The organism is Nocardiopsis kunsanensis DSM 44524 (assembly GCF_000340965.1).
Classification (GTDB): Bacteria; Actinomycetota; Actinomycetes; order Streptosporangiales; family Streptosporangiaceae; genus Nocardiopsis; species Nocardiopsis kunsanensis.
The window spans coordinates 1-25178 of the sequence record NZ_ANAY01000030.1 but is presented as its reverse complement, the minus strand read 5'-3'; the positions used below and the strand labels follow the sequence as shown (position 1 = coordinate 25178).

Sequence of the window (25178 nt, the reverse complement as noted above, 5' to 3'; positions counted from 1 at the left end):
GAAGGAGCCGGCTCATGCGTGCAGGCAGACTCAGGGGCACTCTCGGAAGCGCTGACCGACCCGCCAGTGCTCTGGGGTTTCGCAGGGTACTCGCCGTCTTCGGTGCGCTCGTCCTGCTGGTCGGGGCGATCGCGGCGTTCGCGCTGACCGACCAGGTGTGGCTGGGGGTCCTGCTGGGCGCGGCGTTCGTGGCCGCGTGTGTGAACGTGTACTGGGTGAGTCGGCGGCTGCAGCACGAACGGCCGAACCGCTGATCCGTCCCCGGTCAGACCGTGATCAGAGGGACCCGGTAGTTCAAGGCGTTCCCGATGGCGGAGATGTCGCCGGGGTCGGACGTGACAACCGCGTAGCGCGTTCGCATAGACGCGTGGACCACGGTGGCATCAACAACGTCGCATGTCCCCGAGACCCCCAGCATGGCTCCAACTCTCTTCGCGTCGTCCTCCCCGAAGTCCAGGACCTCAGTCACCTTGACGACCCGTGCAAGTCCGGCTTGCCGGGAACCGCCCCGCCAGACCTGCGCCAGGACCGCAGCAGGTAGAAGCGGGCGGCGCCCGGCCTCGACCTCCTGGAGACAGTAGGTCCATACCTCACCGTTGGGCTTGTCCTCAGCTTGCAGGAGAGCCCCGGCATCCAGGATCAACCCTCGTGGACGCAACACCGTCATTCTTCATCCACCTCACTGATCCTGTCCAAATACGCCAGTGCCTCCTCAGCAGCCTCGGCGTCTTCCAACGGAACGGGCCGGCCGACACCCGTGGCTTCAAGAGCGGCCCTCGCCTCAGCTCTCGCCTCGCTTGACGGCTCGCCGTACTCCGCGAAGTGTTCTTCGAGAGCCGCGTGTGCCTCAGCGAGATCCACCGCTCTGCTCGCAGCATTGTTCAACCATCTGGACAACGGCATCCCGTCCCGCTCTGCGGCACGACGGACGCGCTCAAGGACTTCGGCCTCAAGGGATACGGAGAGCTTCTCAGCAGCCATGTTTCCAAGATAGCTACTGAATCGCACCGCAGGTAGCACTTTTGAGCTATCGGTGGCCGAGCACGCAAAAAAGGCGGGGGCCGACACGGCCCCCGCCCGATTCGCACAGCCGTCACTGGAGACGCTGTTCGTACCCTTCCGGGAGCCACTCCCGCCACACGTCGGGGTTCTCGTTCACCCAGACCTCAGCTGCCTCCGTGGGGTCCATCCCCTCGTCGGCGATCATGCCGGCGACCTCGTTCTGGTGGGAGTTGGTCCACTCCCAGTTGTCCAGGAACTGGTAGGCGTAGTCGTCCTCCTCGACGAAGCCCTTCCGGAAGATCTTGTTCAGGTCGTAGACGGGGTAGTCGCAGTCGACGTACTCCAGGTCCGCGTCGCACCCGTCGTAGTAGTCGGGGAAGTCGACCTTCACCAGATCCAACTGCTCATGGATCCAGTGCGGCTCGTTGGAGTAGAAGAGCACCGGCTCCTCGTTGGCGTACCGGCTCTGGACCTCGGTCATCTGGGCGGCCTCCGTGCCGGCGTAGACGATCTCCAGGTCCATGTCGAAGGCGTTGATCATGCCTTGGTCCTGGGAGACGAAGCCGGGAGCACCGGCCAGGAACTCGCCGCTGTCGCCGGTCTCGGCCGTCCGGAACAGGTCGGTGTTCTCCCGCAGGCCCTCGGGCTCCAGGAGCTCCGGGTTCTCCTCGGCCAGGTAGGCGGGCATGTACCACCCGATCACACCCTCGTTGCCGGTGGAACCGCCGTCCACGACGGTGTCGTTGCCCTCGGGACCGTACAGCTCGTACAGGTCCTCGTGGCCCCAGTTCTCCAGGATCACGTCGAGTGCGCCCTGGTCCAGGGCCTGCCACGAGGGCTGCTCGTCGACCCTCATCAGCTGGGTGTCGTAGCCCATCTCCTCCTCGAGGATGTAGGACAGCACCTCAGCGCTGGCCTCGTAGCCGACCCAACCGTTGACGGCGATCCTGACGAGGTCGGGGTCGCGGACCATCTGGTCGGTGCGCACCGCACAGGAGCTGACCATCAGCAGGGCCGCCCCTACGGCCAACAGCCGCAACAGCCCGTTCTTTCTCGGGAACCTAGGCATGGGATGCCCTCCTTCCTTGCGTGACCCGGTCCAGGAACAGTCCCAGGCCCACGATCGCCAGACCGGAGGCCAACCCCAGACCCAGCTGGTTCTGAGCCAGACCGAAGACCACGTCGAAGCCGAGCGAGCCGGCCCCGACCAGCGCGCCCATGACGACCATGGACAGGATGAGGATGATCCCCTGGTTCACGGCCAGCAGCAGCGAGCCGCGCGCCAGCGGCAGTTCGACCTTGGTGAGCATCTGCCACGGGGTGGAGCCCTGCGAGGCGGCGGCCTCCACCGTTCCCGCGGGTACCCCGCGGATGCCGTCGTTAACCAGGCGGATCACCGGCGGCAGAGCGAAGATGACGGCCGCCGCCAGCGCCGGAACACGTCCGATGCCGAACAGGGCCACCGCCGGGATCAGGTACACGAACGGCGGCAGGGTCTGCATGGCGTCCAGGATCGGCCGCAGGATCGTGGCGAACACGTCGTTGCGCGACATGAGCACGCCCAGGACCACACCGAGCACAAGGGTGAGCACGGTGGCCACGAGCACCTGCGACAGGGTGTCCATCGCGTTGTTCCACACACCCAGCAGGCCCACGGCCACGAACGACAGGGCGGAGATCACGGCCACGCGCACGCCGCCGAAGATCCACCCCAGGGCCGCGGCCACCAGGACCACCAGCCACCAAGGCGCACCGGTCAGTACTTCACTGAGCGGGCTGAGCACCCAGGTCAGCATCCACGTGCCCACCGCCGAGGTCGCCCCGCCGATGACGCCCTCGATGGCGTCGTTGACGGCGTTGACGGGAGCGGCGATGTCAACGGCCCAGTTCCGGGGCCACCCGCCCAGACCGAACAGGCGGCCGAACACGACGGTGGCGACGACGACGGCCAGGCCGCCGCCGAGGACCGGCATGCGCAGCCGCTCGGGGACGTCGGGGGTGTGGGCGCCGTTGCCGACCGCGCCGGTGACACGGTCCATCGCGATGGCCAGCATGACGATGGCCAGACCCGCCTGGAAGGCCTGGCCCACGTTGACCTTGGACAGGGCCTGGAAGATCGCGTCACCCAGACCGCCGGCACCGATGACCGAAGCGATCACGACCATGGAGACCGCGAGCATGATGGTCTGGTTCACGCCGAGCAGGATGGTGCGCTTGGCCAGCGGCAACTGCACCTTGGTCAGGATCTGCCAGGGGGTCGACCCCAGCGAGGTGGCCGCCTCGATCGACCCCTCAGGCACCTCACGGAGGGCCAGCGCCGTGATACGCACCACCGGAGGCAGGGCATAGACGGCCGTGACCACCGACGCGGCCGGGTTGCCGATACCGAACAGCAGCACGAACGGCAGCAGATAGGCGAAGGCCGGCATGATCTGCATGAAGTCCAGCACCGGCCGCAACCAGCGGTAGAAGCGCTCGCTGCGCCCGGCCAGGACCCCCAGCGGCAGGCCGAACAGCAAGGCGATGAAGACCGAGGTGATGATCAGCGCCAGGGTCGTCATCGAGGCGTTCCACAGCCCGCTCAGGGCGAAGACCCCGAAGGTGACCAGGACCAGCAGCGCCACGCGCCACCCGGCCGCACGCCAGGCGGCGAGCACGCCCAGGACGGTCACGCCGACCCAGGTGAGCGCGTCCAGGGCCTGGTTGATCAGTACGACCGCTGATCCCAGTCCCACTGAGACGTAGTTGAAGAAGTAGAGGAAGAGCGGGCTGTCGTTACGGTTCTCCACGATCCAGGCGTAGATCCCGTCGAGCCAGGACATGAAGCCGTCGCCGAGCCCGGTGGGGAACCCCCCGGCCCAGGACGGATGGCCGAGCGTGCGGCTCACCCAGTACCCGGCGACCAGCACGGCCAACACGATCAGGGCCTGGAACCAGCTACGGCGCCATACACCCCCGCCGTCGCCCGTCGCGGCCCCGCTCGAGGTCGTCACGGGCTGTGTCATCGCGGTCATCTCACCCACCGTTCCCGCTCGGAGTGGTGCCGCCGTGGCCGTCCTCGGCCGCGGTGGCGGGGAGATCCTCGGCGTTGTCCTCGACGATCGCTTCGAAGGCCCCCTCGTCCTCGAGTTGGTCCTCGGCGATGGCGCGCAACACGTCATCGCGCCCCACGAAGCCCAGGAGCTCACCGTTCTCCTCGACCCGCACCGGAGCGACACTGGCCGACAACAACGGCAGCACCTGCGAGAGCACGGTGCCCGGCTCCACGCTGGGGCCGTCGGTGTCCTCCTCCGGGAAGGCTTCACGCATGAGCCACCGCGCGGTCAGCACGCTCGTACGGGCCACATCAGAGGTGAAGTCGGCCACGTAGGCGTTGGCCGGTCGCCCCACCACTTCCTCCGGGGTGCCGACCTGGACCAGCTCACCGTCGCGCATGATCGCGATCCGGTCACCCAGCTTCAACGCCTCCTGCAGGTCGTGGGTGATGAAGACCGCGGTCTTGTCCAACTCCTTCTGCAGACGCACGACCTCGTTCTGCATGTCACGGCGGATCAACGGGTCCAGAGCGCTGAAGGGCTCGTCGAACAGCAGCACCTGCGGATCCACCGCCAGGGCCCGGGCAAGGCCCACACGCTGCTGCATACCACCGGACAACTGCCCCGGACGGGAGTTCTCGTGCCCGCTCAGACCCACCATCCCGATCATCTCGCGGGCGCGCTCGTAGCGCTCGGCGCGCGGCACCCCGCGGATCTCCAGCCCGTAGGCGACGTTGTCGATGATCCTGCGGTTGGGCAGGAGCCCGAAGTGCTGGAAGACCATCGCGACCTTGCGGCGGCGCAGCTCACGCAGGCGCTGTTCACTGGCCTGTTCGACGTCCTCGCCGTCGAGCAGGATCTGACCCGAGGTGGGCTCGATCAGCCGGGTCAGGCAGCGGATCAGCGTGGACTTACCGGACCCGGACAGGCCCATGACCACGAAGATCTCCCCGGGGCGCACGTCGAAGGACACATCACGCACCGCCACCGTGGCGCCGGTCTGTGCCTTGATGGCCCCGCTGTCGGCCTTCTCCAGGTCCGTGCCCACGACCTTGTCGGCGTTCTTGCCGAAGATCTTCCACAGGTTGCGGACGGAGAAGGTCACGTCGGAGAGGTTGCCCTCCGGTTCTGTTCTCTGGGTGCTCATCGGGCCTCCTCGTTCTCGGCCAGGCGGTCCTCGCGGATCAGGTCCGCGGCGCGCTCGCCCAGGGTCAGGACCATGACCATCGGGTTGGGTGTGGGAAGGGTGGGAAAGACCGACGCGTCGGCCACACGCAACCCCTCGAGTCCGCGCACACGCAGGCGCGGGTCGACGACGGCGCCGTCGTCGTCCGCGGCGCCCATGCGGCAGGTGCCGGCCGGGTGGTAGACGGTGTGGGCGGCACGGCGGCCGTACTCGGACAGTTCCTCGTCGGTCTGCACCTTCGGACCGGGTGCGACCTCACGCTTGAGCCAGGACTTGAACGGCTCGGTGGCGGCGACCTCGCGGGCGACCTTGAGCCCGTCGACGACGGTCTGCTCGTCGTAGCCGTCGGGGTCGGTGAAGTAGCGGAAGTCCAGCGCCGGGTGGACCTTCGGGTCGGAGCTGGTCAGGGACAGCTTCCCGCGCGAACGGGACCGCGGGATGTTGGGGGTCATGCAGACCGCGTAGCCCTCCTCCGGCGACTCATAGCCGAGACGCGCCGTATTGTCGTCGAAGGGGATCTGGTAGATGTGGAACATCAGGTCCGGGCGCGGGTCACTCTCGTCGCGGCGCACGAAAAGGGCCGCGTCGGAGTCCATGACGGTCTCCTCGGGCACCCGGCGCCCGGTCTCCCACATGATGATCGACTCGGGGTGGTCCTGCAGGTTCTCCCCCACACCCTTGAGGTCGTGGCGGGGCTCGATGCCCACGGCCGACAGCTCCTCGGCGTTGCCGATGCCGTTGAGCATCAGCAGGCGGGGGCTGTCGACGGCGCCCGCGGCCAGAACGACCTCGTGGCGGGCGTGGACGGTGACGCGCTCGCCGTCCTTGGTGGTGGCGCTGACTCCCGTGGCCCGGTCACCGTCGAACTCGAGCCGGTCGGCCCAGGTTTCCAGCATCACGGTGAGGTTGTCGCGCACACCCATGATCGGGTGCAGGTAAGCGACCGACGAGGAGGACCGGTACCCGGTGTAGGGGTCGTAGGCGATCGACAGGAAACCGGCGCCGTCCGCGAAGCCGCCGCCGTGGGAGGTCTTGGCGTTGAAGTCCTCCACGACTGGCACGCCCGCCGCCTCCGAGGCCGAGGACACCCAGTCCTTGACCATGTCGTTGCGGTCCTTCTCGGCGATCGGAACGATGTTGTTCTTGAGCCGGTCGGCGTAGGACTGCACGGTCGCGTTGTCCCAGCCCTCGGCGCCCGCGGCGACCCACTCGTCGAGGTCCTCGGCGAAGGGCCGGAAGCTGATGAGGGTGTTGTGGGAGGAGCAACCTCCCAGGACACGGGCGCGCGAGTGCAGGATGTGGGAGTTGCCCCGCGGCTGCTCCGTGGTGGTGTACTTCATGTCGAGGTCGCTGTCGAGAACGCTGAGCCACTCCTTGAGGCGCAGCACGTTCTCGTGGTCGCGGTCGTCAGGACCGGCCTCGATGACACACACGGTGGTGTTCGGGTCCTCGGTCAGGCGGTTGGCGATGACCGGGCCCGCCGTTCCACCGCCGACGATGACGTAGTCGTACGTGTTCTCTTGTATCGACACGGTCTGATTCCTCTCGTTTTCCATGCCTGGGGGGTATGCGGGGAAACCGACCTCTGGTGTCGTCAGGTTCGACGTGTTCTTCTCTTGTGGCCGGTTCTTCCGTTACGGCCCCGGGTCCCCGCGGGACCGGAGGGATGCCCGGCGACGTGTCGGACGGTCATGTCGCCGGGCAGTCGTCCGCCCCGGCGCGGCGGCGCCGCACCGGGGCGGGGGGTCGGTCCGGGACGCCCAGGCGTCCCGCTCACGTCTGCTTCAGCCGAACCAGCGCTGCGGTTCGGGGGCGAGGTTGCGGTAGATGTGCTTGGCCTCGCGGTACTCGTCCAGGCCGGCGAGGCCGAGCTCGCGGCCGACGCCGCTCCGCCCGAATCCGCCCCACTCGGCTCCCGGGAAGTAGGGACCGTAGTCGTTGATCCACACGGTGCCGTGGCGCAGGCCGGCGGCCACGCGCTCACCGCGGCCGGCGTCGTCGGTCCACACACCGCCGGAGAGGCCGTAGTCGGTGTCGTTGCCGAGCTCGATCGCCTCTTCCTCGGTGCGGAAACGCTCGACGGTCACGACCGGGCCGAAGACCTCGGCCTGGACGATGTCCATGGAGCGGTCGCAGTCGACGAAAACGGTCGGACGGTAGAAGTAACCGTCCTGGAGCTCGGTCTCGTCGGGGCGCTTTCCGCCGACGAGGACACGGGCGCCCTCCTCGACGCCGCGCGCCACGGCCTTCTCGACCTTGCCCCGGTGCTCGGCCGAGACCAGCGGACCGCAGCGCACACCCTCGACCTGACCGCGGCCGATACGGATGGCGTCCGCACGGCGGGCCAGTTCGGCGGTGAACTCGTCGTGGATGTCCTCGTGCACGATCAGGCGCGCGCCGGCCGAGCAGACCTGGCCCGAGTGGAAGAACGCGGCGTTGAGCGCGTAGTCCACGGCGGTGTCCAGGTCGACGTCCGGGAAGATGATGTTCGGGTTCTTGCCGCCGAGCTCGAGCGCGATCTTCTTGACCGTGTCGGAGGCGGCCGCCATGATCCGACGTCCGGTGACCAGGCCGCCGGTGAAGGAGACCAGGTCGACGTCGGGGTGCTCGGACAGGGGCGCGCCTGCCTCGGGACCGGTGCCCAGGACCATGTTGACCACACCGGCCGGAGCGCCGGCCTCGGTGGTCAGCTCCACGAGCTTGGCGGTGGTGACCGGGGTGATCTCGCTGGGCTTGATCACCATGGTGTTGCCCGCTGCGAGGGCCGGGGCCATCTTCCAGACGAGCTGGAGCAGCGGGTAGTTCCACGGCGTGATCATGCCGCAGACACCCACGGGTTCGTACACGACCTTGCTCTGGATGCCCTCGGGCGTGGCAACGATGCGTCCGGCGTCCTTGTCGGCCAGACCGGCGTAGTAGCGGAAGACGTCGGTGACGTCGTCGACGTCGATCCCGCCTTCCTCGATGGTCTTGCCGGTGTCGAAGGACTCCATGACGGCGATCTCGTGCCGGTCGCGCTGGAGCAGGTCGGCGATGCGGTCCAGGATGCGCCCGCGCTCGGCGGCAGGGGTTCGGCGCCAGTCACCGGCGTCGAATGCGCGCCGGGCGGCGGCGATGGCGTCTTCTGCGTCGGCGCGTGTGCCCTCGCTGACAACGGTCAGCACGGATGCGTCGGCGGGGTCGAGGATCCCTCGTACTCCGCCGTCGCGTGCTGCCCGCCACTGGCCGTCGATGTAGAGGCTGGTGGCGGTGGTCGAACCAGGCTGGGACAGATACGTCGCCGACGGAAGGGTTATGTCGGGTTCGTTCACGGGGGCGGTGTGCCCGGGGTCGGTGGTCACAAACAGCCTCGTCTCATAGAACTCTTACGCCCCAATATTCACATAACCCCACATGAGCTGCAAAAATGACCAAATAAACACAGGCGCCCGTGGCGGGAATCACGCCGCGTGTGGTCGGCGCACGGCCGGAGGAGGACCGGCGTGAGACTCGCGCCCGGGAAAGCCGTACATGGATGGCGGCCTCTGGACGCGGCTACGAGGGGTGCTCTAGGGTGAACTATAGTTAGGCTGCCCTAATAAGGTTCTGCTCGGCGCCGGCCGGACAGCACCCACCGGGCCGGCCCGAGGGTGGAGGAACCACTCGCCCGTCCGCGACCTTGCCGAGGAACGCATGCTGCTCGAACCAGAACGCCGCGACGTCTGCTTGACCGCGCGCTCGGTCGCCGCGAGCGCCGGCGCCGCACCCGGCGAGACGGGCACCGTGAGCGTCCGACGGGGCGACCTCGTCGTCCTCACCCCCTCCGGCGTCGCCCTCGACCAACTCCAGCCCGCGGACTGCCCCGTGATGTCACTGGACGACCGGGTGCTCGAGGGCCGCCGCGAACCCGCGGCCGAAGCCACCCTGCACATGGCCGTGCACCGCCAGGCCGCCGACCACGACCGCGACGCCACCGCCGTCATCGGTGCCGCCACCGTCGACACGGTCGCCGTGTCCAGCGTCCTGGACGAGCTCCCGCCGGTGCACCATCGCGCCGCGTCCCTGGGCGGTGCCATCGCGGTGACCCCCTACACGACCTACGGCACCGGGGACATCGCCGACCACGCGGTCAAGGCGCTCAAGGGCCGCGATGCCGCGCTGCTGGCCGACCACGGCGGTGTGGCGCTGGGCCGCGACCTCGCGCACGCGCTGGAGAACCTGCGCCTGCTCGACTGGCTGTGCGCCACCTACCTGCGCGCGGCCCAGATCGGCAGGCCCCGTGTCCTGACCGAGGACGAGCTCGCCGAGATCCGGCACCGCGACACCTACGGTTGGGCCGGCCCCGACCTGTTCTGACCGGGAAAGTCGTCCCCGCCCTCGTCCTCCTCGTCGGCGGGCTCGTCAGGCTGGGTCCAGGCCAGGTAACAGGCGGGCAGGGAGATGTGGACCATGGCCAGGACCCACAACAGGGGCAACGCCAGTGCCGACGGGAACTCCACGTCCAGCGGTTCATTGATCGTGAGCACCGCGACCGCGACGAGGACCGTGAGCAACAGGACGCCCATGGTCTGTTGGGAGAACCGGTGGGCGGCATCGCGCTCGGCCCGCTGGCGCTCGTCGAGCAGCCGGTGGGGCAGCGACATCCGGGTGGCCCGGTTGAGCTGGGTCACCAGCAGCCCCAATACGACAAAGCCCGCGACGAAGCCCGCGAGCACGGGGACCGCCACCGCCCGGACCAGGTCCGACCAGATGAGCATCACGGCGCCGACCAGGACCAGCGCCAGGTACAGGAGTGTGTACAGGCGGCGCCGGGTACGCGTACCCCACGCACGGCGGAGCCGGGGTGATTCGGTGTTCCTCAGTTTGGCACGGTCCGAGGGGGACTGCGGTTCCATCTCTTCTCTCCTTCGCGAGTCGCGGGATCACTGTCCGATACGGGGGAAGGGCTCGGTGGAGAAGACGACCTCCACCGGCACCTCGAAGAACCCGGCGATACGCAGCGCCAGATGAAGACTGGGGCTGTACTCCCCGCGTTCCAGGTAGCCGACGGTCTGGTAATGGACCCCCAGCGCCCCGGCCAACTGCCGTCGCGACACACCGCGCTCGGCGCGCAGCATCGCGATGCGGTTGTGCACGGTCTCGCCCTTGCCTTCAGTAGGCACGTTGCATCGCCCTCTCCCTGGCCTCACTGACCCGTGATCCGGATTCGCGCCGGGCCATCCTGCGCAACACCCAGGGGGCGACTAGGAAGCCGACCACGATCCACACCATGAGTACACCCGCGGCCTGGGGCAACTCCCACGAACCCGTGGCCTCCAAGGCCACCTGTGCCTCCGGCAGCAGGGCTGCACGCAGGCCCACTCCGATCCAGTACAGCGGGAAGACCGTCCCGACCACGCCCGCCCAGGCAGGGAGGATGTCCACGGGAAAGAAGACGCCGGAAACGAGGGAGAGGCTCAGGAGGGCGATCATGGCCACCGCGACCGCCATGCGCGGGTTGGTGGTGAGCGAGCCCAGGATCGCACCGTAGGGAGCCAGCGCCAGGATGCCCAGGGCACAGAAGCCCGACAGGAGGAGCGCCCCCGACCAGCCCTGGACGCTGAACCCGCCGACCAGCACCAGCGCACCCACGAGGGTCAGGACCAACGAGACCGCGCTGGTGAACATCAGTTGGAGGCTCTTGCCGACGGTGTAGCCGAGCATGCCGTGCGGGAGGGCCTTGGCCCGCAACAATGTGCCGTCCTCGCGCTCGGTACCGATGGTCTGGGCGACGAGCAGGAGGGTGTTGGCCAGGAGGAAGGCCACACCTCCGGTCATGAGGTAGGCCGAGCCGTCGGTGCCGGTCCCGTCGTGTTCGATGGTCGTACTGGCTGCGATCCCGAGGAACACAGCGGGGTAGAAGACGTAGCCGAAGAGCTCGCCGGGGGTCGTGGACAGGCGGAGGAAGTCGATCCATCCCCGGGCCAGGCCCAGGCGCACGGCGTTCGTGGCGGGTTTCATCGGACCGTCCTCTCGAACTCGGCAGCGGCGTTCTCGATATCGCCGGACTCGTGTCGGCGGACCAGGTCCATGTAGACGTCCTCGAGGGTGGGCCGGGTGACCCGCAGGTCCGTCACGGAGTCACCGTGGTCTGCGTACAGTCCGGCGACGAACTCCACGGGCGCACGTGTGCTGTGCACGCTGCGCCGGCCGTCGACGGTCCAGGCGACCTCGCTGTCCCCTCCGAGGCCGGTGGCCAGTTGTTCCGCGCTGCCGTCCGCCACGATCCGGCCGCCGGTGAGGACGAGGATGCGGTCGGCGAGCCGCTCGGCCTCGTCGAGGTCGTGCGTGGTGAGCAGGACGGCGGTGTCGTTCTCGTCGACGACGTCGTGCACCAGATCGTGGAAGTTCCGACGGGCCTGCGGATCGAAACCCGCCGTGGGTTCGTCGAGGAAGAGCAGCCGGGGCCGTCCGACGAGCCCGATCGCGACGTCGAGGCGGCGCCGCTGCCCGCCTGAGAGCGACTTGACCTGTCGGCGGGCGTGGCCGGCCAGACCCACGCGGTCCAGGAGCACATCGGTGTCGAAGGGCCGCACGCGCTCGGGCGTCGAATAGGCGGCGTAGTAGCGGCCGAAATGGTGCAGGAGTTCGCGCACCCGCCACACGCCGTGGTCGCGCCAGGACTGCAGCACCACCCCGAGGTCGGCGCGCCAGGCCTCCCCTGCGCGGGCGGGATCCTGCCCGAGGACCTCCACGCGGCCGGCCGACCGGCGTCGGAAACCCTCCAGGATCTCGATCGTGGTGGTCTTGCCTGCACCGTTGGGCCCGAGCAGGGCCACGACCTCGCCGGCGCGCACGGTGAGGCCGAGACCGTCCAGAACCCGGGTGGACCCGTAGTCCATGCGCAGCCCCTCGACCCCGACGACCGTCTCGATGGGTGCTCCGGTGGCGGGGTCGGCGGCCCGGCCCGGTGGATACTCAGCCATGGTGGCCATATCCCTCCCTCTTCTCATCCTACTCCTTAGCTCGTATGTAGTATTCCTACTACATATCAGCCGAAGAGCGCTACGGCGTGTCGGACAAAAAAGTCACCCCGGAACACAAAAACCGCAGGTCAAAACCGCACGAACCTGACCGCATCCGGCCAAGGGAAGACAGGGGGCCACGACGGGACGGGCCAACAACGGCCCGAAGGGGGACAATGGGCGCGACGGTCGTCGTCCCGCCCTGTAGGAGGCCCGCTATGCGATGCAGCTACATCCGACTCCTGGTCAACGACTACGAAGCCTGCTTCCACTTCTACGCCGACCTGCTCAAGCTTCCGGTCCTGTGGGGCGACGAGAGCAGCCGCTACGCCGAGTTCGACGTGGGGTCACCGACCAGGCTGGCGATCAGCCAGCGCGAGGTCATGGCCGAGGCCCTGGAGACCGACACCGCCGACCCCGAGCTGCCCCACCAGGACCGCCTTGCCGTGGTCTTCGAGGTCGAGGACGTCGACGCGACCACGGAACAACTGATCGCCACCGGCGCACGCCAGGCCATGGAGCCGCGGGACTGGACGGCGTGGGGGGTGCGCGCGGCACATTTCCGCGACCCCGACGGATACCTGCTCGAGATCAACCATCCGCTGATCCCCGCCCAGGACTGAGCGGGGCCCGGCCACCTGCCGCACCCGGGGCTCAGGAAGCGATGTGCTCCAGCAGGAGCTCGTTGACCCGGTCGGGCCGTTCCACCCCGAGCAGGTGCGCGGCGCCGGGGACGATCTCGAACCGCACGTCGGCGATGCCGTCGGCCAGACGCCGCCCGTGCCCCGGGGGCAGCAGCGGGTCGTGGGCGGCGGAAACCACCAGCGTGGGGGCCTTGACCTCCGGGAACAGGTCGCGCTGGTCCATGTCGACGAGCGCCTCGCACACGGACGCGAACCCCTCGGGGGCGAGGCCGGCGACGTCGTCGGCCAGAGCGGTGGCCACCTCGGCGCTCTGTTCGTACATGTCCGGGGTGAACCACGGCAGGACGATGTCGGCAGTGACGGCCTCCATGCCGGCTGTGCGCACCCGCTCGGCGATCCGGTCCCACCCGTGGATCCGGGGGGTCCGCGGCGCGGGAGCCAACAACACGAGCCGGTCGATGGTGCGGGGCGAGTTCACGGCGATCCACACCAAGAGGGACGAGCTCAGACCCGCGCCGACGGCCGAGACGCGGGTGATGCCTTCGGCGTCCAGGACGGAGAGCAGATCCAGGGCAAGGTCCTCGATCCGGTAGGGCCCGGGCGGGGAGGCCGACCCGCCGTGGCCCCGGTGGTCGATCCGCAGGACCCTGTGCCCCCGGGTGAGCTCGGGCATCTGCGGTTCCCACACCGACATGCGTGCCCCGAACGGCGGGACGAGGAGCACGACGGGTGCGTGGTTGGGCCCGTCGAGCCGGTACTGGAGCGGGTTCACGGACATCGCACCTCCGGGTCGACTCGACCGCCAGGCTATCCGGTGCATTCCAGGCATCCGAGGACGGCGCACCATCGTTCGTACACGCATCCCCACTCAACACGAAGGGTTGTGCACGCAGCACTCTGCGCATGCGCGAACATGGGTGTCGTGGTGATCCGCCCTGGCACCGAGGAGGAGAACGTGACCCCGACCTGGGACGACATCGACACCGACGCCCTGCGCGAGACCATGAGGTTCTCGGGGGCCCTGTCGGAGGTGGAGGCCGTCAACCTGGCACTGCGCGTGTACGCGGCGCGGCACCGCAGCAGGGCGGAGGCCGAGCGGGAACGCGAACGCCGCAGCGCGCAGCGCCATGCGTGTTGAGCCCGGGCAGGGCCCGCACGAAAAGCAGCGAGGGTCGCTTCCGCATCCCCCCTCAAAGTACGGAAGCGACCCTCGCCTCGGGAAGCGGCCGACGACTCCTCCCCCCTGGAGTCGCGGCCTTGAAGGCCTCTCCGCGGAAGCGACCCTGTCGTTCCGCGTTGATAGAAACACTACCCACCCCAACCACGAATAACAACCCTCAGTCACGTAGAACTACTTAAAGTAATCGTCATTGCCCCACAGAGAATCGCCAAGCCTGTGTGGCCATCGTCAACCGGGGGTCACGGTCACCCACTCACGGCGCACCCCTAGCCTGGAACGGTGAGATCACCGCTCCTGACCCCGCGCTGGCTGGGCATCCATCTGGCGGCCCTGATCGTCCTGGCCGTGTGTGTCGCAGGAACCGCCTGGCAAGTCGTCCGCTCGTTCGAACCCGACCGGGAAACCATCACCAACCCGATCGAGGACCTGGCCGAGGCACGCCCGCTCGGGAGGGACTTCGAACCGGGCGAGTACATGCACCCGGACCGGATCGCCAACAACGCGGTACAGACCCAGGGACAGTACGAGGCCCAGGACCAGCTCCTCGTGCCGCGGGTCATGGACGGGACCGAGGGCTACGACGTCGTACTGCCCCTGATCGCCGACGACGGTGCGGCCATCGCGATCAACCGCGGATGGACCGAGGATCCCGGCACCGTCCCCGAGCCGCCCGGCGGCCGGATCTCCGTGACCGGATGGCTACTGCCGGCCCAAACCGCCGAGGACGGCATCCGCCCCATGGAGATGCCCGAGGGCCAGGTGGAACGCATCGCCCCGGCCGTGCTCCTGCAGGAGTGGGAGTACGAGGCGATGTACGAGGGCTACATCGTCGTTCCCGGGAGCGACCCGGCCAACGAAGGCCTCGAACCGGTGCCGCCGCCCGAGCCGCCGACGGGCGTGACGGTCAACTGGCGCAGCCTCAGCTATTCGGTGCAGTGGGGGATGTTCGGCGTCTCCGCGCTAGTCTTCTGGATCATCCTCATGCGCCGCGAACTGACGGAGGCCCGCACCCCGGAGGAGGAACGGGCCTCGGAGGAGGACGGCAGCGACGGTCAGCCGGTGCGTGCTGGTTCCTGAGAGCCGCCCTCCGCGGCGGCTTCCTCCTTCGCCTGCTCCTGCTTCACGATGCGGCGCTCGATGACGAACCCCAGGACCGGGATGGTGCCCGAGAGCGCGACGCCCAAAGTGCGGCCGGCACCCCAGCGGCGGTCGAGGGCCACCCAGATGACCACGAGCACGTAGGCCATGTACACGTAGCCGTGCGGCAGTGTGATGTACATGACCAGGGGTGTGTCCGGGCCGAACCAGTGCTCCCATCCCTGGGGAGCGCCGAAGAGAGCGAACATCGAGCTCTCCCCCACCAGGTACCTGGCGGGCATGGCCACGAACACCAGCCCGATCAGGAACACACCCGTGACGTAGGCGAGCACTCTGTACAGAGCGAACGACACGCGCCTCTTGTCCACCGTTACCTCACCCGTTTCGCGACGTTCCCCGGCCCCGCGGGGTCGCCGCAAGGCCTCTCCCCACGAGGCTAAACGCCGCCCGTGACCGCCCCGATCCGGGTCCGAGTCAGGAACTCCACATCACGGGGCCGCGCGGGTCACGTCCGCTCGACGCGCACGGGGCTGGCCCAGCGGCCGTCGGAGCGGGCCGTCCATGCCTTGGGGATCGTGCGTAGGGCGAGGAATGCGTCGATGATGCGGATCGGGAAGAAGAAGAGTCCGTAGACCAGGTAGGACGGGCGCCGCCGCACCATCGCCATCAGGCAGGTGAGCATGTAGTCGGGCACGAAGAGACCGACGAGTACCGCCGTGAGCGGCAGGAACGCGGTGACGGCGGTGAACCCCTCCTCGAAGAAGGACAGCGCCAGGACGGCCTCGCCCCCGAACGTCCCCAGGGCCACGAACGCCCCCACCAGCACGGTCGCCAACAGCACGAGTGAGACGAGCACGACCTCGAGGACGTAGAGGAGCAGTGCGGCGCAGAAGCTGCTGGGCCAGAGCTTGTGGCGCCGGATGGTCTGCCAGAGTCCGAGGGTCCAGCGGCTGACCTGACGGTAGTAGTCACGCAGGGTGAAGGGGTCCTGGCTGTAGGCCTTGGTGCCGGGTTCCATCGAGATCCGGCCGAGGCGCTTGTGGTGCACCTCGAAGGTCATGTTGAAGTCCTCGATGACCAGGCCCTCGGGGTTGATGTCGATCTCGCGCAGGGCGCTGGTGCGGTAGACGCTGGCGAACCCCGGGACGATGAAGGACACGTTCGCGTGGCGCCAGGTCTGCCCGAACCGCATGAGGTACTGGAGCATGAAGTACAGGCGGTCGCGGTAGGCGGAGATGAGGCGTCCCACGAAGCTGCGCTCGTCGGGTTTCCACTCCGAGACCACAAAACCGGCGACGGCGGCCACGTCGGGGTCGGCGAGTTGGCGCCTGGCCCCCTCGACGTAGCTCGGGTGCAGTTCGGTGTCGGCGTCGAGGATGAGCACACCGTCGTGGTTGTCGGTGAGGGCGAACTCCTCGATGACGGCCTCGATGGCCCCGGCCTTGCCGCGGTTGTTCAGCAGTTCCAGGACGTTGACACCGGTGCGTGCGGCGACCTCGGCGGTGGCGTCGGAGGAGGCGTCGGAGACCACGTAGACGTCCCACCGGTCGAAGAGGCGCAGAGCCGAACCGATCGCCGCCTCGATGACCGGTTCCTCGTTGTGCGCCGGGATGACCACCGCGATGGACAGGTCGGCGGGACCGGGGGCACCCTCGTCCGCGCCGGCGTTTCCGGCGGTGTCCTGGGGCTGTTCCGGACGGTCCTCTCCGGTGTCCGGAAGCGGCCCCGAACCGCCGGCCCCGACGAGCACCCGATCCGGTTCACGCTCGACCGCTGTCCGTTCGGGTGCACCGATACGCCGCCGGGCGGTCAGGGAGCGCACCGAGTCCTCCCCCAGGCGCAGCAGCCCCACGACCGTCCAGAGCAGCAGGTTCGCGCCGAAGGCCAGCCACAGGAAGACGTAACCGAGAGCGCCCAGGCCGGACGCCTCCGCGACACCCGTCGCGTAGTCGAACCAGTAGACGAACAGAGCTGTTGCCAGAGCCAGGGCGACCAACCCGACCAGCACACCAGCGGTGAAACGCACGCTTCGCACAGTCCTGGAACCTCTCGAGAGTTCTGGGTTTCGGACCGACATTAACCCGAAAAGTCGGCGTTGGGTTGACGCCTCGCGGAACTGTTGGGTTCACACGTCTTCGTGGCCTATGGAGGCCACGCGAATCTTCTACAGGGGCTTGCATCTGCTGGCACCCATTAGAAGATATGTGCGGTGGGCTTCCAACGGTTACCGCTGTCTCCGGTTTATCCTGGTCGCCCGGAAGCGGCGGTACCGCCGACTTGTCCAGTACGACGGAGGAGAATCATCGGCGTGGCAGGTCCATTTTTGCCCGAATCGCCCTGTACTTCCCTTACGTCACGCGATCAACACACCGTGACGGACGAGATGATCGCCGAACCACCAGGCCAGCGCATCGCATGTGTCCACCAGCCGCACTATTTGCCCTGGTTGGGGCTCATCGACAAGATCGACCGTTCTGACGTCTATGTCGCACTCGACACGGTCCAGTTCGAACGCCGGGGCTGGCAGAACCGAAACTACATCGCCGGGGAGAGCGGCAGACAACTGCTCACGGTCCCGGTCATCCAGACCGCCCGGGACGAACGGATCCTGGACAAGCAGATCGACAACACACAGAAATGGAGGACCAAACACCTCCGGGCGCTCCTGAATCACAGCTACCGAAGCGCACCGCACCTGGACGAATACCGGGAAGAGATATCCCGTCTCTACGAGCAGAGATGGGAGCACATGGTAGAACTGTCCATCTCCACGACACTCCTGATCCTCGGAGCCTTCGGGATCGACACACCAGTCGTGCGCGCCAGCCGGCTCGGCGAGTTCACCGGACGCAAGAGCGAACTCATCGCCCAGGTCTGCAACGCCGCCGACGCCGACACACTGTTGTCGGGGGACGGAGCGCGCGACTACCTCGACGTCGACCTGCTGAAGCAGCACGGGATCGAGGTCGAGTGGCAGGGCTTCGAGCACCCCGTCTACCCGCAACGGAACGGCGGATCCGACGGGTTCACCTCACACCTGGCCGCGATCGACCTGCTGTTCAACGCGGGCCCGGCCTCACTCGAGCTGCTCCGGAGCGCCCGGCGACCGCTCTGAGGCACCCGCCGACCCGTACGGCAACACGATCCGACACGGCCCGGACCGCATCGGGACCGACCCGCTGCGTGAAATCCCCCCCAGTCGCCTCCTCCAGAGATCAAAGGACGGAAACTGGAAATGACGACGGACTGGTCCCGAGAGCGCATCCTCATCTTCGCGCCCCATCCCGACGACGAGACACTCGGCTGCGGCGGCCTCATGAGCAAGGCCAAGGACGCGGGTGCCGAGGTGTTCGTACAGTTCTTCACGGTGGGTGACACCGCCGATCAGTCACCCAAGGGGTTCTCGACCGCTCAGGAACGACACACCGAGATCAAGAAGGTCGCGGACCACTTCCGCTGGGACGACTGGCACATGGCCCTCCCCGGCGACCAGTACCACCTGCGGCTGGACACCGTGGCCCGAGTCGACATCAACAAGCTCGTCGAGCAGGACAGCCCCCTGTCGATCACACGTCTTCGGCCCACAGTCGTGATCGCGCCGCACCGTACGAGCTACAACCAGGACCATCAGGTCGTGGCCGAAGCGGTGCACACGTCGCTGCGGCCCTCCGACCACCGGCTGCGCCACCACCCGAAGCTGGTCCTGGCCTACGAGGAGGCCGCCGACCAGTGGCGCACCGACGCGGTCGTACCACCCAACCTGATCGTCGGCCTCCGGGAGCGGGACGTCGAGGCCAAGCTCGTCGGCATGCAGATGTACGGGTCCCAGAGCCACGATCACCCGCACACCCGATCGGAGCTGACCCTGCGCAGCCTCGCCGCTCTGCGCGGCATGCAGGCCGGGGTCGCCCACGGCGAGGGGTACCACGTCCTCCGCCACCTGTTGTGAACCGGCCGACCGGTCGTCGACCGCATTCCCCGCGAGGGACCAGACCTTCCGAGCGAAATGACAGAACACCACACCACCTGCAGTGGAGGGGACCAATGAAGGCCGTAGTCACCGGTGGAGCCGGTTTCATCGGTTCGCACTTGTGCGACCACCTCATCGCCCAGGGGCACCAGGTCACCGTCATCGACGATCTTTCGACCGGGTCCATGGCCAATCTGGCCCAACTCGGCGAGGAGCCCGGATTCTCCTTCGTCCAGGGCGACATCCTGGACCACGAGCTCATCGACCGACTCGTGTCGGAGGCGGACACGGTTTACCACCTGGCCGCCGCCGTGGGTGTCTACAACATCGTGGACAACCCGCTGCGTTCACTGCGCATCAACCTGCACGGAACCGAGAACATCGTCGAAGCAGCCGTCCGCCACCGTGTGCCCTACATGGTGGCCTCCACCAGCGAGGTCTACGGCAAGAACGACGCCGACGGCCTCAAGGAGGACGACGACCGCATCTACGGTTCGCCCACCAAGAGCCGCTGGTCCTACGCCGCCGCCAAGGGCCTGGACGAACTGGTCGCCTACGTGCACGGTGCCGAGTCCGGGGTGCCGTGTGTCATCACACGGTTCTTCAACGTCGTGGGCCCGCGCCAGACCGGCCGCTACGGCATGGTGGTGCCGCGCTTCGTCGACCAGGCCCTGGCCGGCGAACCCATCACCGTGTACGGCACGGGCGCACAGCGGCGCTGCTTCGGCTCGGTCTTCGACGTGGTCCCGGCGATGACACGACTGATGGACACCCCGCAGGCCTTCAACCGGGCCGTCAATCTCGGCGGGCGCGAGGAGATCTCGATCAAGGGGCTGGCCGACCGGGTCGTGGAACTCATCGGCTCCGACAGCCCGATCACCTACACGGACTACGAGCAGGCCTACGGAACGGGGTACGAGGACATGCAGCGCCGCTACCCCGACACCTCGCTGGCCGGGCGGCTCATCGGTTACGAGCCCACCCGCGGCCTCGACGCCATCATCGGCTCGATCGTCGACCACCGGCGTACGGGGTTCGAGGTGACGGCCGGGCCGGTGAAGACCACGGCGACCACGGCCCCTGTGTAGACGGTGTGAACGGCTGCGGGGTCCGGCCACTCGGAGAGGCCGCGACCCCCTCGGTCCCGTCGGGGCACCCGCGACTGCCCCGACGGGACCGCCCCGCTCCCCACCAGATCCGGTTCAGCGCAGGAGCGTGGTGACGAACAGGAGCACGCTCAGGGACAGCGTCACCGCACACAGCAGGAGTACGGCCCAGGGGCGGCCGACGTTTCTCGGCATCCCGCCCGTCGCGGGATCGTGGGAGCCCATAGCGGTCCGGCGCCAACGCAGCCACACGTGGGTCGCGACGGCAGCGAAGACGATCAGCAGGGCCACCATGACGGCCACCCGCACCTGGGGCGGCAACTCGGGGACGGCCGCCTGCCCCGGTACCAGTGAGCCCCGCATGTACAGCAGTCCGACCACCAGGACGAGGGCAAGGGTGCGTTGCCACGACATCAGGGTGCGTTCGGGCTGCAGGCCGGGGTCGGAGCGCGGACCGGGGGTACTCACAGCAGGTTCCCCAGGAACACCAGCAGCGACACCAGAGCCACCACGAACGTGGTGATGAGCGGCAACATGCTCAGTTTGAGCGGCGCGCCCCGGCCCATGGCCCGCTGTACCCGCAGCCACCGCAGGGGGGCGTAGACGGTGATGACCCCGGCCAGCAGCGTCAGCAACAGCCCGACGGCGGTGCGGGTCGCCTCGCTCCATTCCAGGGGCAACAGGTGCAGGACCGCCACGGCGCCCGCGAGCAGGGCCAGAGCGGTACGGACCCAGGCCAGGAACGTGCGTTCGTTGGCGAGGGTGAACCGGTAGTCGACGGTTTCGGTACCGTCCTCCCCGGCCGCTCCTCCCTGTTCCGGCCTCCCGGTCTCCATCAGGGTCCTCCCCCGGTCTCGGCGTTGGTCTCGTCCTCGCCCCAGTCAACCCTCTCCTTCCCGTCCGAACTGGTAGGAACGGTGCAATCGGCCGGCGGGCCGTGGTGGAAACGTTCCGGACTTCCGTTGGAATGCGTCCTGCGGGTGGCCGTGTTGTCGCAAGAACCTGACCAACCACGACCGGTCGCGTGCCACCGGAGCTGATGCCCACGGGGGCTCACGCCTGGTAGTAAGACCGGGTAGGCGACGCCCAACACTCAAGGAGACCACGTGGCCACCGTCGAGCTCACGAAGGACAATTTCGCGGACACGTTGCAGGAAAACGACTTCGTCCTCATCGACTTCTGGGCGGACTGGTGCGGTCCCTGCCGCCAGTTCGCGCCCGTCTTCGAACAGTCCTCGGAGACGCACACCGACATCGTGCACGCCAAGGTCGACACCGAGGCCCAGCGCGAGTTGGCCTTCGAGTTCAAGATCCAGTCCATCCCGACGCTGATGATCGTGCGTGACCGCACCGTCATCTACAACGAGCCGGGCGCCCTGCCCTCCGAGGCTCTGGAGAGCCTGATCACCCAGGCCAAGGAGCTGGACATGGACGAGGTCCGGCAGAAGATCGCCGAGCAGGACGGCCAGGAAGGCGAGCAGCAGAGCGATCAGCAGGGCTGAACCGCCGCCGACCGACGCCACGGGACCGGCCCCGCCAGACTCGCGGGTCCGGTCCTTTCGTCGTTCGGAGCGCGGGGAACGGCACGACGTACACACGGAGCGATGACGTCCGGCCACACCTCCGGTGACCTGGTACCTCCAGTCCACCTCCCGCGTTCACCTCTGCCACGTAGCTCGTTCACCGGGGCTTCACGCCGAGCCGTTTGCATGGGTACGACAGCGCAGTTTCCCGCTGCGCCCCGAATGCAGCCCGACCCCGGAAGTGGCTCCATGTCTGCCAGCAACACCACCGTGAACCCTCGTGGCGCCGAGCCGGGCGCCGCCCCCGAGACCGCCGCACACGAACGCAGGAGGCCCGAGTCGGGAGACCCCGTCTTCGAGGTCTCCGACCTGTCCATCGTCTACGGGACCAACAGAGCCGTACGCGACGTGGACCTCAAGGTCGACCCTCAGCGGATCACCGCGATGATCGGCCCGTCCGGCTGCGGCAAGAGCACGGTCCTGCGCACCCTCAACCGGATGAACGACCTCATCCCCGGTGCCCGGGTCGAGGGTCGGGTGACCTACCACGGTGAGGACCTCTACGCTCCCGAGGTCGACCCCATCGAGGTGCGCCGCCGCATCGGAATGGTCTTCCAGAAGCCCAACCCGTTCCCCAAGTCGATCTACGACAACGTCGCCTACGGTCCCCGCATCAACGGCATGCGCGGCAACATGGACGAGATCGTCGAGGAGAGCCTGACCAAGGCCGCCCTGTGGGACGAGGTCAAGGACAAGCTCAAGGACAACGCGTTCGCGCTGTCCGGCGGCCAGCAGCAGCGCCTGTGCATCGCCCGGACGATCGCGGTCAACCCCGAGGTCATCCTCATGGACGAGCCGTGTTCGGCTCTGGACCCGATCGCCACACTCAAGATCGAGGACCTCATGTACGAGCTCGCGAGCGAGTACACGATCGTCATCGTCACCCACAACATGCAGCAGGCGGCGCGGGTCTCGGACCGCACCGCCTTCTTCACCGCCTCCGTCGACGAGGCCGGGGACCGCTTCGGCAACCTCGTGGAGTACGACGAGACCGCCACGATCTTCAGCAAGCCCGCCGACCAGCGCACCGAGGACTACATCGCCGGGCGCTTCGGCTGATCCGCCTCCCGTTCCGGGACCCGCACGCCCCCTCGACGAAGTGGACCCCCATGCCCGCTGTCACGCCATCGATCCCCGGACCCGCGGAGGCACTGGAGGTGTCGGGAGCGGCCGGGACCCCACTCCGGATACTGCTGGTGGAGCCTGAGTCGGAGCAGTCGCACCAGCTCGTGCTGTCGCTGAGCGGACACGACGTGGACATCACCGTGTGTGTGGACGGCGCGGAGGCCCTGCTCCGGGTGGGGATGGCCCGTCCCGACACCGTGCTCACCAGCGCGGACCCCTCGGAGGTGGAGCTGGAGACCTTGGTGCGGGTGATGCGTCGCGTCACCGACATCCCGATCCTCATCGGGGTGGGGACCGGCGACTCGCAGCGGGCTGTGCGGGCCCTGGCTGCGGGGGCGACGGCCTGTGTGAGCCGCCCGTACAGGATCCCGGAGCTGGCCGCGCTGCTGCGCGGTGCCCTGCCTCCCGGCGAGCACGGGGAGGGGGGCGGCGCGGGCACGGCGATGGTGCGTGCAGGGGCGTTGGAGTTGGACACCCTCGGACACCGGCTGTTCGTGGACGGCGTCCCGGTGGACCTGGCCCTGCGCGAGTTCGGGATCATGGATTTCCTGCTGCGCAACGACGGCCGGGTGGTGGGCCGCGAGGAGCTGTGGACCGAGGTCTGGCACAAACCCCTGCCTCCGGTGAACAACACGATCGCGGTGCACATCCGCCGGCTACGGCACAAGCTGGGTGATTCCGAGGCACGGCCCCGGTTCATACACACGGTGCGCGGGATCGGTTACCGGCTCGACTCGAACCCAGGGGGATGACCCTCGCCGAAAAACCTCGACCCGTGCCCGGTAACGTGTTTTACCACTACCGCGGTCATCCCGTTCATTTCCCCGGCACCCTCCGCGATGAAATGAACGCACACGTGAACTGAATCGATCGCGGAAAACATACGAGAACGACACCGACGCCGGTGAACAACGCCGGTGCTCCAGTCGTTTCCGCAGGTAGGCAGAGCACCTCTACCGCGAACCAGGGCTGCCGAGAAAAACGGCCACACATGGCCCGTTATCTAATGGTTACCGCGATTAACCACCCATTCACCGGTTTTCCACCATCCCGTCTCGATCACGATGTCCAGTCGTCTTTATCCGCTCCTAATGTCGTTCCTGTCAGCCCCGACAGTGGTGATTCGACGAGGAGAAACAGGACATGCGCAACGGGCGTTCCAAGCTCGCCGCTCTGGCGGCCATCCCCTTGCTCGCGGCCGCGTGCAGCAGCGGGGGCGAGGACACCGAAAACGCCGGCACCGACGGAGAGGCCCTCACCGGCTCTCTGACCGGTGCGGGTGCCAGCTTCCCGGACCCGCTCTTCCAGGACTGGATCTACACGTACACCAACGACGTCCAGCCCGGGACCAGCATCAACTACCAGAGCGTGGGTTCCGGGGCCGGGATCGAGCAGTTCATGGAGGAGACCGTCGACTTCGGTTCCTCCGAGGAGTACCTCGACGACGAGGCCCTCCAGGAAGCCGCCGACAACCGCGGCTGTGAGCCCCTCCAGTTCCCCGTCACCTTCGGTTCCGTGGTCATCGCCATGAACAACCCCGAGCTGGACGGACTGGTCCTGGACCCGGAGACCATCGCCGGCATCTACTCCCGCGACATCACCACCTTCGACGACCCGGCGATCGCCGAGCTCAACCCGGAGATGGACCTGCCCGGCGACGAGATCGTCCCGGTCCACCGCTCCGACAGCTCCGGTACCACCGCCGTGTTCAGCCACTACCTCGCCCACGAGGTCGAGTCCTGGGACGAGGAGTACGGCGAGGGCAAGGAGATCGACTGGCCCTCCGGCCTGGTCGGCGGGCAGCAGAACGACGGTGTCGCGCAGGGCATCACCCAGAACCCGGGCGGCCTGGGCTACGTGAACCAGTCCTTCGCCCAGGAGTCGGAGATGTCGGTCGCCCACGTCGTCAACGCCGACGGTGAGCCCATCGAGCCGACCACCGAGTCGACGATCGCCGCCTCCGAGGAGGCCGATGTTCCCGAGAACTTCCAGTTCAGCATCGACGACATCGGGGGTTCGGGTTACCCGATCGCCGGCACCAACTGGATCTTCACCTACACCTGCGGCTACGACCAGGAGACCGCCGACACGCTCGTCGACTTCTGGACCTGGGCCCTGACCGACGAGTCCGCTCAGGAGGTCTCCGGCGAGCTGGGCTACGCGCCCCTCGGCGACGAGCTCACCGAGCGGGTCATCGCCGAGCTGGAGCGCACCAACTCCGAGAACGGTGACGGCTCCGAGGGCGGCGAGGACGAGTCCGGGGAGG

General features: G+C 67.9%; 28 protein-coding genes. 12 read left to right on the top strand and 16 right to left on the bottom strand.

All coding sequences use genetic code 11. From position 1 onward, the window contains the following. Nucleotides 1–14 precede the first annotated feature (14 nt). Entirely contained in the window at nucleotides 15–254 is a 240-nt protein-coding gene (locus D456_RS0117710) for a hypothetical protein (protein WP_017577523.1), read from the top strand. Between the two features lie 11 nt (nucleotides 255–265). Here the strand turns inward: D456_RS0117710 and D456_RS27580 are convergent, their stop codons facing one another. From D456_RS27580 to D456_RS0117675, 7 genes are all read right to left on the bottom strand, one after another. Continuing rightward, the gene (locus tag D456_RS27580) at nucleotides 266–667 is read right to left on the bottom strand and encodes a hypothetical protein (RefSeq protein WP_026115978.1); all 402 of its coding nucleotides are present in this window, start codon (nucleotides 665–667) and stop codon (nucleotides 266–268) included. Next, nucleotides 664–981 (bottom strand): hypothetical protein, encoded by a 318-nt coding sequence (locus D456_RS0117700; RefSeq protein ID WP_017577521.1) that lies wholly within the window; start codon nucleotides 979–981, stop codon nucleotides 664–666. Before D456_RS0117700 ends, D456_RS27580 begins: the two co-directional genes overlap by 4 nt. Nucleotides 982–1093: 112 nt before the next feature. Beyond that, nucleotides 1094–2071, bottom strand: coding sequence for a glycine betaine ABC transporter substrate-binding protein (locus D456_RS0117695; protein WP_040699590.1), 978 nt, complete (start codon nucleotides 2069–2071; stop codon nucleotides 1094–1096). After that, nucleotides 2064–4007 carry an ABC transporter permease gene (locus D456_RS0117690; RefSeq protein WP_193373847.1) on the bottom strand — a complete coding sequence of 648 codons (1944 nt, stop codon included), beginning with the start codon at nucleotides 4005–4007 and terminating at the stop codon, nucleotides 2064–2066. The genes D456_RS0117695 and D456_RS0117690 overlap by 8 nt, the downstream gene beginning before the upstream one ends. Before the next feature lie 10 nt (nucleotides 4008–4017). Next, nucleotides 4018–5184 carry a quaternary amine ABC transporter ATP-binding protein gene (locus D456_RS0117685; protein WP_017577518.1) on the bottom strand — a complete coding sequence of 389 codons (1167 nt, stop codon included), beginning with the start codon at nucleotides 5182–5184 and terminating at the stop codon, nucleotides 4018–4020. Next, nucleotides 5181–6755, bottom strand: coding sequence for a GMC family oxidoreductase (locus D456_RS0117680; protein ID WP_017577517.1), 1575 nt, complete (start codon nucleotides 6753–6755; stop codon nucleotides 5181–5183). The genes D456_RS0117685 and D456_RS0117680 overlap by 4 nt, the downstream gene beginning before the upstream one ends. Nucleotides 6756–7007: 252 nt before the next feature. Further along, entirely contained in the window at nucleotides 7008–8534 is a 1527-nt protein-coding gene (locus D456_RS0117675) for an aldehyde dehydrogenase family protein (protein ID WP_026115977.1), read from the bottom strand. 361 nt (nucleotides 8535–8895) lie between these two features. On the opposite strand from D456_RS0117675, the gene D456_RS0117670 reads away from it, so the two are divergent. Further along, the gene (locus D456_RS0117670; RefSeq protein WP_017577515.1) at nucleotides 8896–9558 is read left to right on the top strand and encodes a class II aldolase/adducin family protein; all 663 of its coding nucleotides are present in this window, start codon (nucleotides 8896–8898) and stop codon (nucleotides 9556–9558) included. Here the strand turns inward: D456_RS0117670 and D456_RS0117665 are convergent. Genes D456_RS0117665 through D456_RS0117650 form a run of 4 tightly spaced genes read right to left on the bottom strand, consistent with a single transcriptional unit; the run spans nucleotide 9528 to nucleotide 12176 of the window. After that, nucleotides 9528–10097: a hypothetical protein gene (locus D456_RS0117665; RefSeq protein WP_017577514.1), complete on the bottom strand. Its 570-nt coding sequence runs from the start codon at nucleotides 10095–10097 to the stop codon at nucleotides 9528–9530. The two genes, D456_RS0117670 and D456_RS0117665, sit on opposite strands and share 31 nt — an antisense overlap. Before the next feature lie 27 nt (nucleotides 10098–10124). Then, on the bottom strand, nucleotides 10125–10364 hold the full coding sequence (locus D456_RS0117660; protein ID WP_017609127.1) for a helix-turn-helix transcriptional regulator: 240 nt from the start codon (nucleotides 10362–10364) through the stop codon (nucleotides 10125–10127). After that, nucleotides 10354–11202, bottom strand: coding sequence for an ABC transporter permease (locus D456_RS0117655; protein ID WP_017577512.1), 849 nt, complete (start codon nucleotides 11200–11202; stop codon nucleotides 10354–10356). The genes D456_RS0117660 and D456_RS0117655 overlap by 11 nt, the downstream gene beginning before the upstream one ends. Next, complete coding sequence (locus D456_RS0117650) at nucleotides 11199–12176, bottom strand: ABC transporter ATP-binding protein (protein WP_017577511.1); 978 nt, start codon at nucleotides 12174–12176, stop codon at nucleotides 11199–11201. The genes D456_RS0117655 and D456_RS0117650 overlap by 4 nt, the downstream gene beginning before the upstream one ends. A 248-nt stretch (nucleotides 12177–12424) precedes the next feature. On the opposite strand from D456_RS0117650, the gene D456_RS0117645 reads away from it, so the two are divergent. Next, complete coding sequence (locus D456_RS0117645) at nucleotides 12425–12829, top strand: VOC family protein (RefSeq protein ID WP_017577510.1); 405 nt, start codon at nucleotides 12425–12427, stop codon at nucleotides 12827–12829. A 31-nt stretch (nucleotides 12830–12860) separates the two neighbouring features. On the opposite strand, the gene D456_RS0117640 is transcribed toward D456_RS0117645, so the two are convergent. After that, entirely contained in the window at nucleotides 12861–13628 is a 768-nt protein-coding gene (locus D456_RS0117640) for an alpha/beta fold hydrolase (protein ID WP_017577509.1), read from the bottom strand. Nucleotides 13629–13763: 135 nt separating this feature from the next. On the opposite strand from D456_RS0117640, the gene D456_RS0117635 reads away from it, so the two are divergent. Together D456_RS0117635 and D456_RS0117630 are read left to right on the top strand one after the other, a co-directional pair. Further along, the gene (locus D456_RS0117635; RefSeq protein WP_017577508.1) at nucleotides 13764–13988 is read left to right on the top strand and encodes a hypothetical protein; all 225 of its coding nucleotides are present in this window, start codon (nucleotides 13764–13766) and stop codon (nucleotides 13986–13988) included. A gap of 321 nt (nucleotides 13989–14309) precedes the next feature. Next, nucleotides 14310–15107 (top strand): SURF1 family protein, encoded by a 798-nt coding sequence (locus tag D456_RS0117630; RefSeq protein WP_017577507.1) that lies wholly within the window; start codon nucleotides 14310–14312, stop codon nucleotides 15105–15107. On the opposite strand, the gene D456_RS0117625 is transcribed toward D456_RS0117630, so the two are convergent. Both D456_RS0117625 and D456_RS0117620 read right to left on the bottom strand, forming a co-directional pair. Beyond that, nucleotides 15083–15496, bottom strand: coding sequence for a DUF3817 domain-containing protein (locus tag D456_RS0117625; protein ID WP_193373845.1), 414 nt, complete (start codon nucleotides 15494–15496; stop codon nucleotides 15083–15085). The two genes, D456_RS0117630 and D456_RS0117625, sit on opposite strands and share 25 nt — an antisense overlap. A 137-nt stretch (nucleotides 15497–15633) precedes the next feature. Continuing rightward, complete coding sequence (locus D456_RS0117620; RefSeq protein WP_026115975.1) at nucleotides 15634–17163, bottom strand: glycosyltransferase family 2 protein; 1530 nt, start codon at nucleotides 17161–17163, stop codon at nucleotides 15634–15636. Nucleotides 17164–17511: 348 nt separating this feature from the next. On the opposite strand from D456_RS0117620, the gene D456_RS0117615 reads away from it, so the two are divergent. From D456_RS0117615 to D456_RS0117605, 3 genes are all read left to right on the top strand, one after another. Beyond that, nucleotides 17512–18243: a WbqC family protein gene (locus D456_RS0117615; RefSeq protein ID WP_026115974.1), complete on the top strand. Its 732-nt coding sequence runs from the start codon at nucleotides 17512–17514 to the stop codon at nucleotides 18241–18243. 120 nt (nucleotides 18244–18363) lie between these two features. Continuing rightward, entirely contained in the window at nucleotides 18364–19077 is a 714-nt protein-coding gene (locus D456_RS0117610) for a PIG-L deacetylase family protein (RefSeq protein ID WP_017577503.1), read from the top strand. Between the two features lie 95 nt (nucleotides 19078–19172). Then, entirely contained in the window at nucleotides 19173–20186 is a 1014-nt protein-coding gene (locus tag D456_RS0117605) for an NAD-dependent epimerase/dehydratase family protein (protein WP_017577502.1), read from the top strand. A 114-nt stretch (nucleotides 20187–20300) separates the two neighbouring features. Here D456_RS0117605 and D456_RS0117600 read toward each other — a convergent pair whose 3' ends face one another. Both D456_RS0117600 and D456_RS0117595 read right to left on the bottom strand, forming a co-directional pair. Continuing rightward, nucleotides 20301–20672 carry a DUF202 domain-containing protein gene (locus tag D456_RS0117600; RefSeq protein ID WP_017577501.1) on the bottom strand — a complete coding sequence of 124 codons (372 nt, stop codon included), beginning with the start codon at nucleotides 20670–20672 and terminating at the stop codon, nucleotides 20301–20303. After that, a complete protein-coding gene (locus D456_RS0117595; protein ID WP_017577500.1) occupies nucleotides 20669–21040 on the bottom strand; it encodes a YidH family protein in 372 nt (123 codons plus the stop codon). The genes D456_RS0117600 and D456_RS0117595 overlap by 4 nt, the downstream gene beginning before the upstream one ends. Before the next feature lie 270 nt (nucleotides 21041–21310). Here D456_RS0117595 and trxA point away from each other — a divergent pair, with 270 nt between their 5' ends. The 4 genes from trxA to pstS form a co-directional block, all read left to right on the top strand. Further along, on the top strand, nucleotides 21311–21706 hold the full coding sequence (trxA, locus tag D456_RS0117590; protein ID WP_017577499.1) for a thioredoxin: 396 nt from the start codon (nucleotides 21311–21313) through the stop codon (nucleotides 21704–21706). A 270-nt stretch (nucleotides 21707–21976) separates the two neighbouring features. Next, nucleotides 21977–22846, top strand: coding sequence for a phosphate ABC transporter ATP-binding protein PstB (gene pstB / locus D456_RS0117585; RefSeq protein WP_017577498.1), 870 nt, complete (start codon nucleotides 21977–21979; stop codon nucleotides 22844–22846). 50 nt (nucleotides 22847–22896) lie between these two features. Further along, nucleotides 22897–23664, top strand: a complete 768-nt coding sequence (locus D456_RS0117580) for a response regulator transcription factor (RefSeq protein ID WP_017577497.1) — start codon at nucleotides 22897–22899, stop codon at nucleotides 23662–23664. A 391-nt stretch (nucleotides 23665–24055) separates the two neighbouring features. Beyond that, the coding region (gene pstS, locus D456_RS0117575; RefSeq protein ID WP_017577496.1) for a phosphate ABC transporter substrate-binding protein PstS at nucleotides 24056–25178 on the top strand (1123 nt) is incomplete at its 3' end.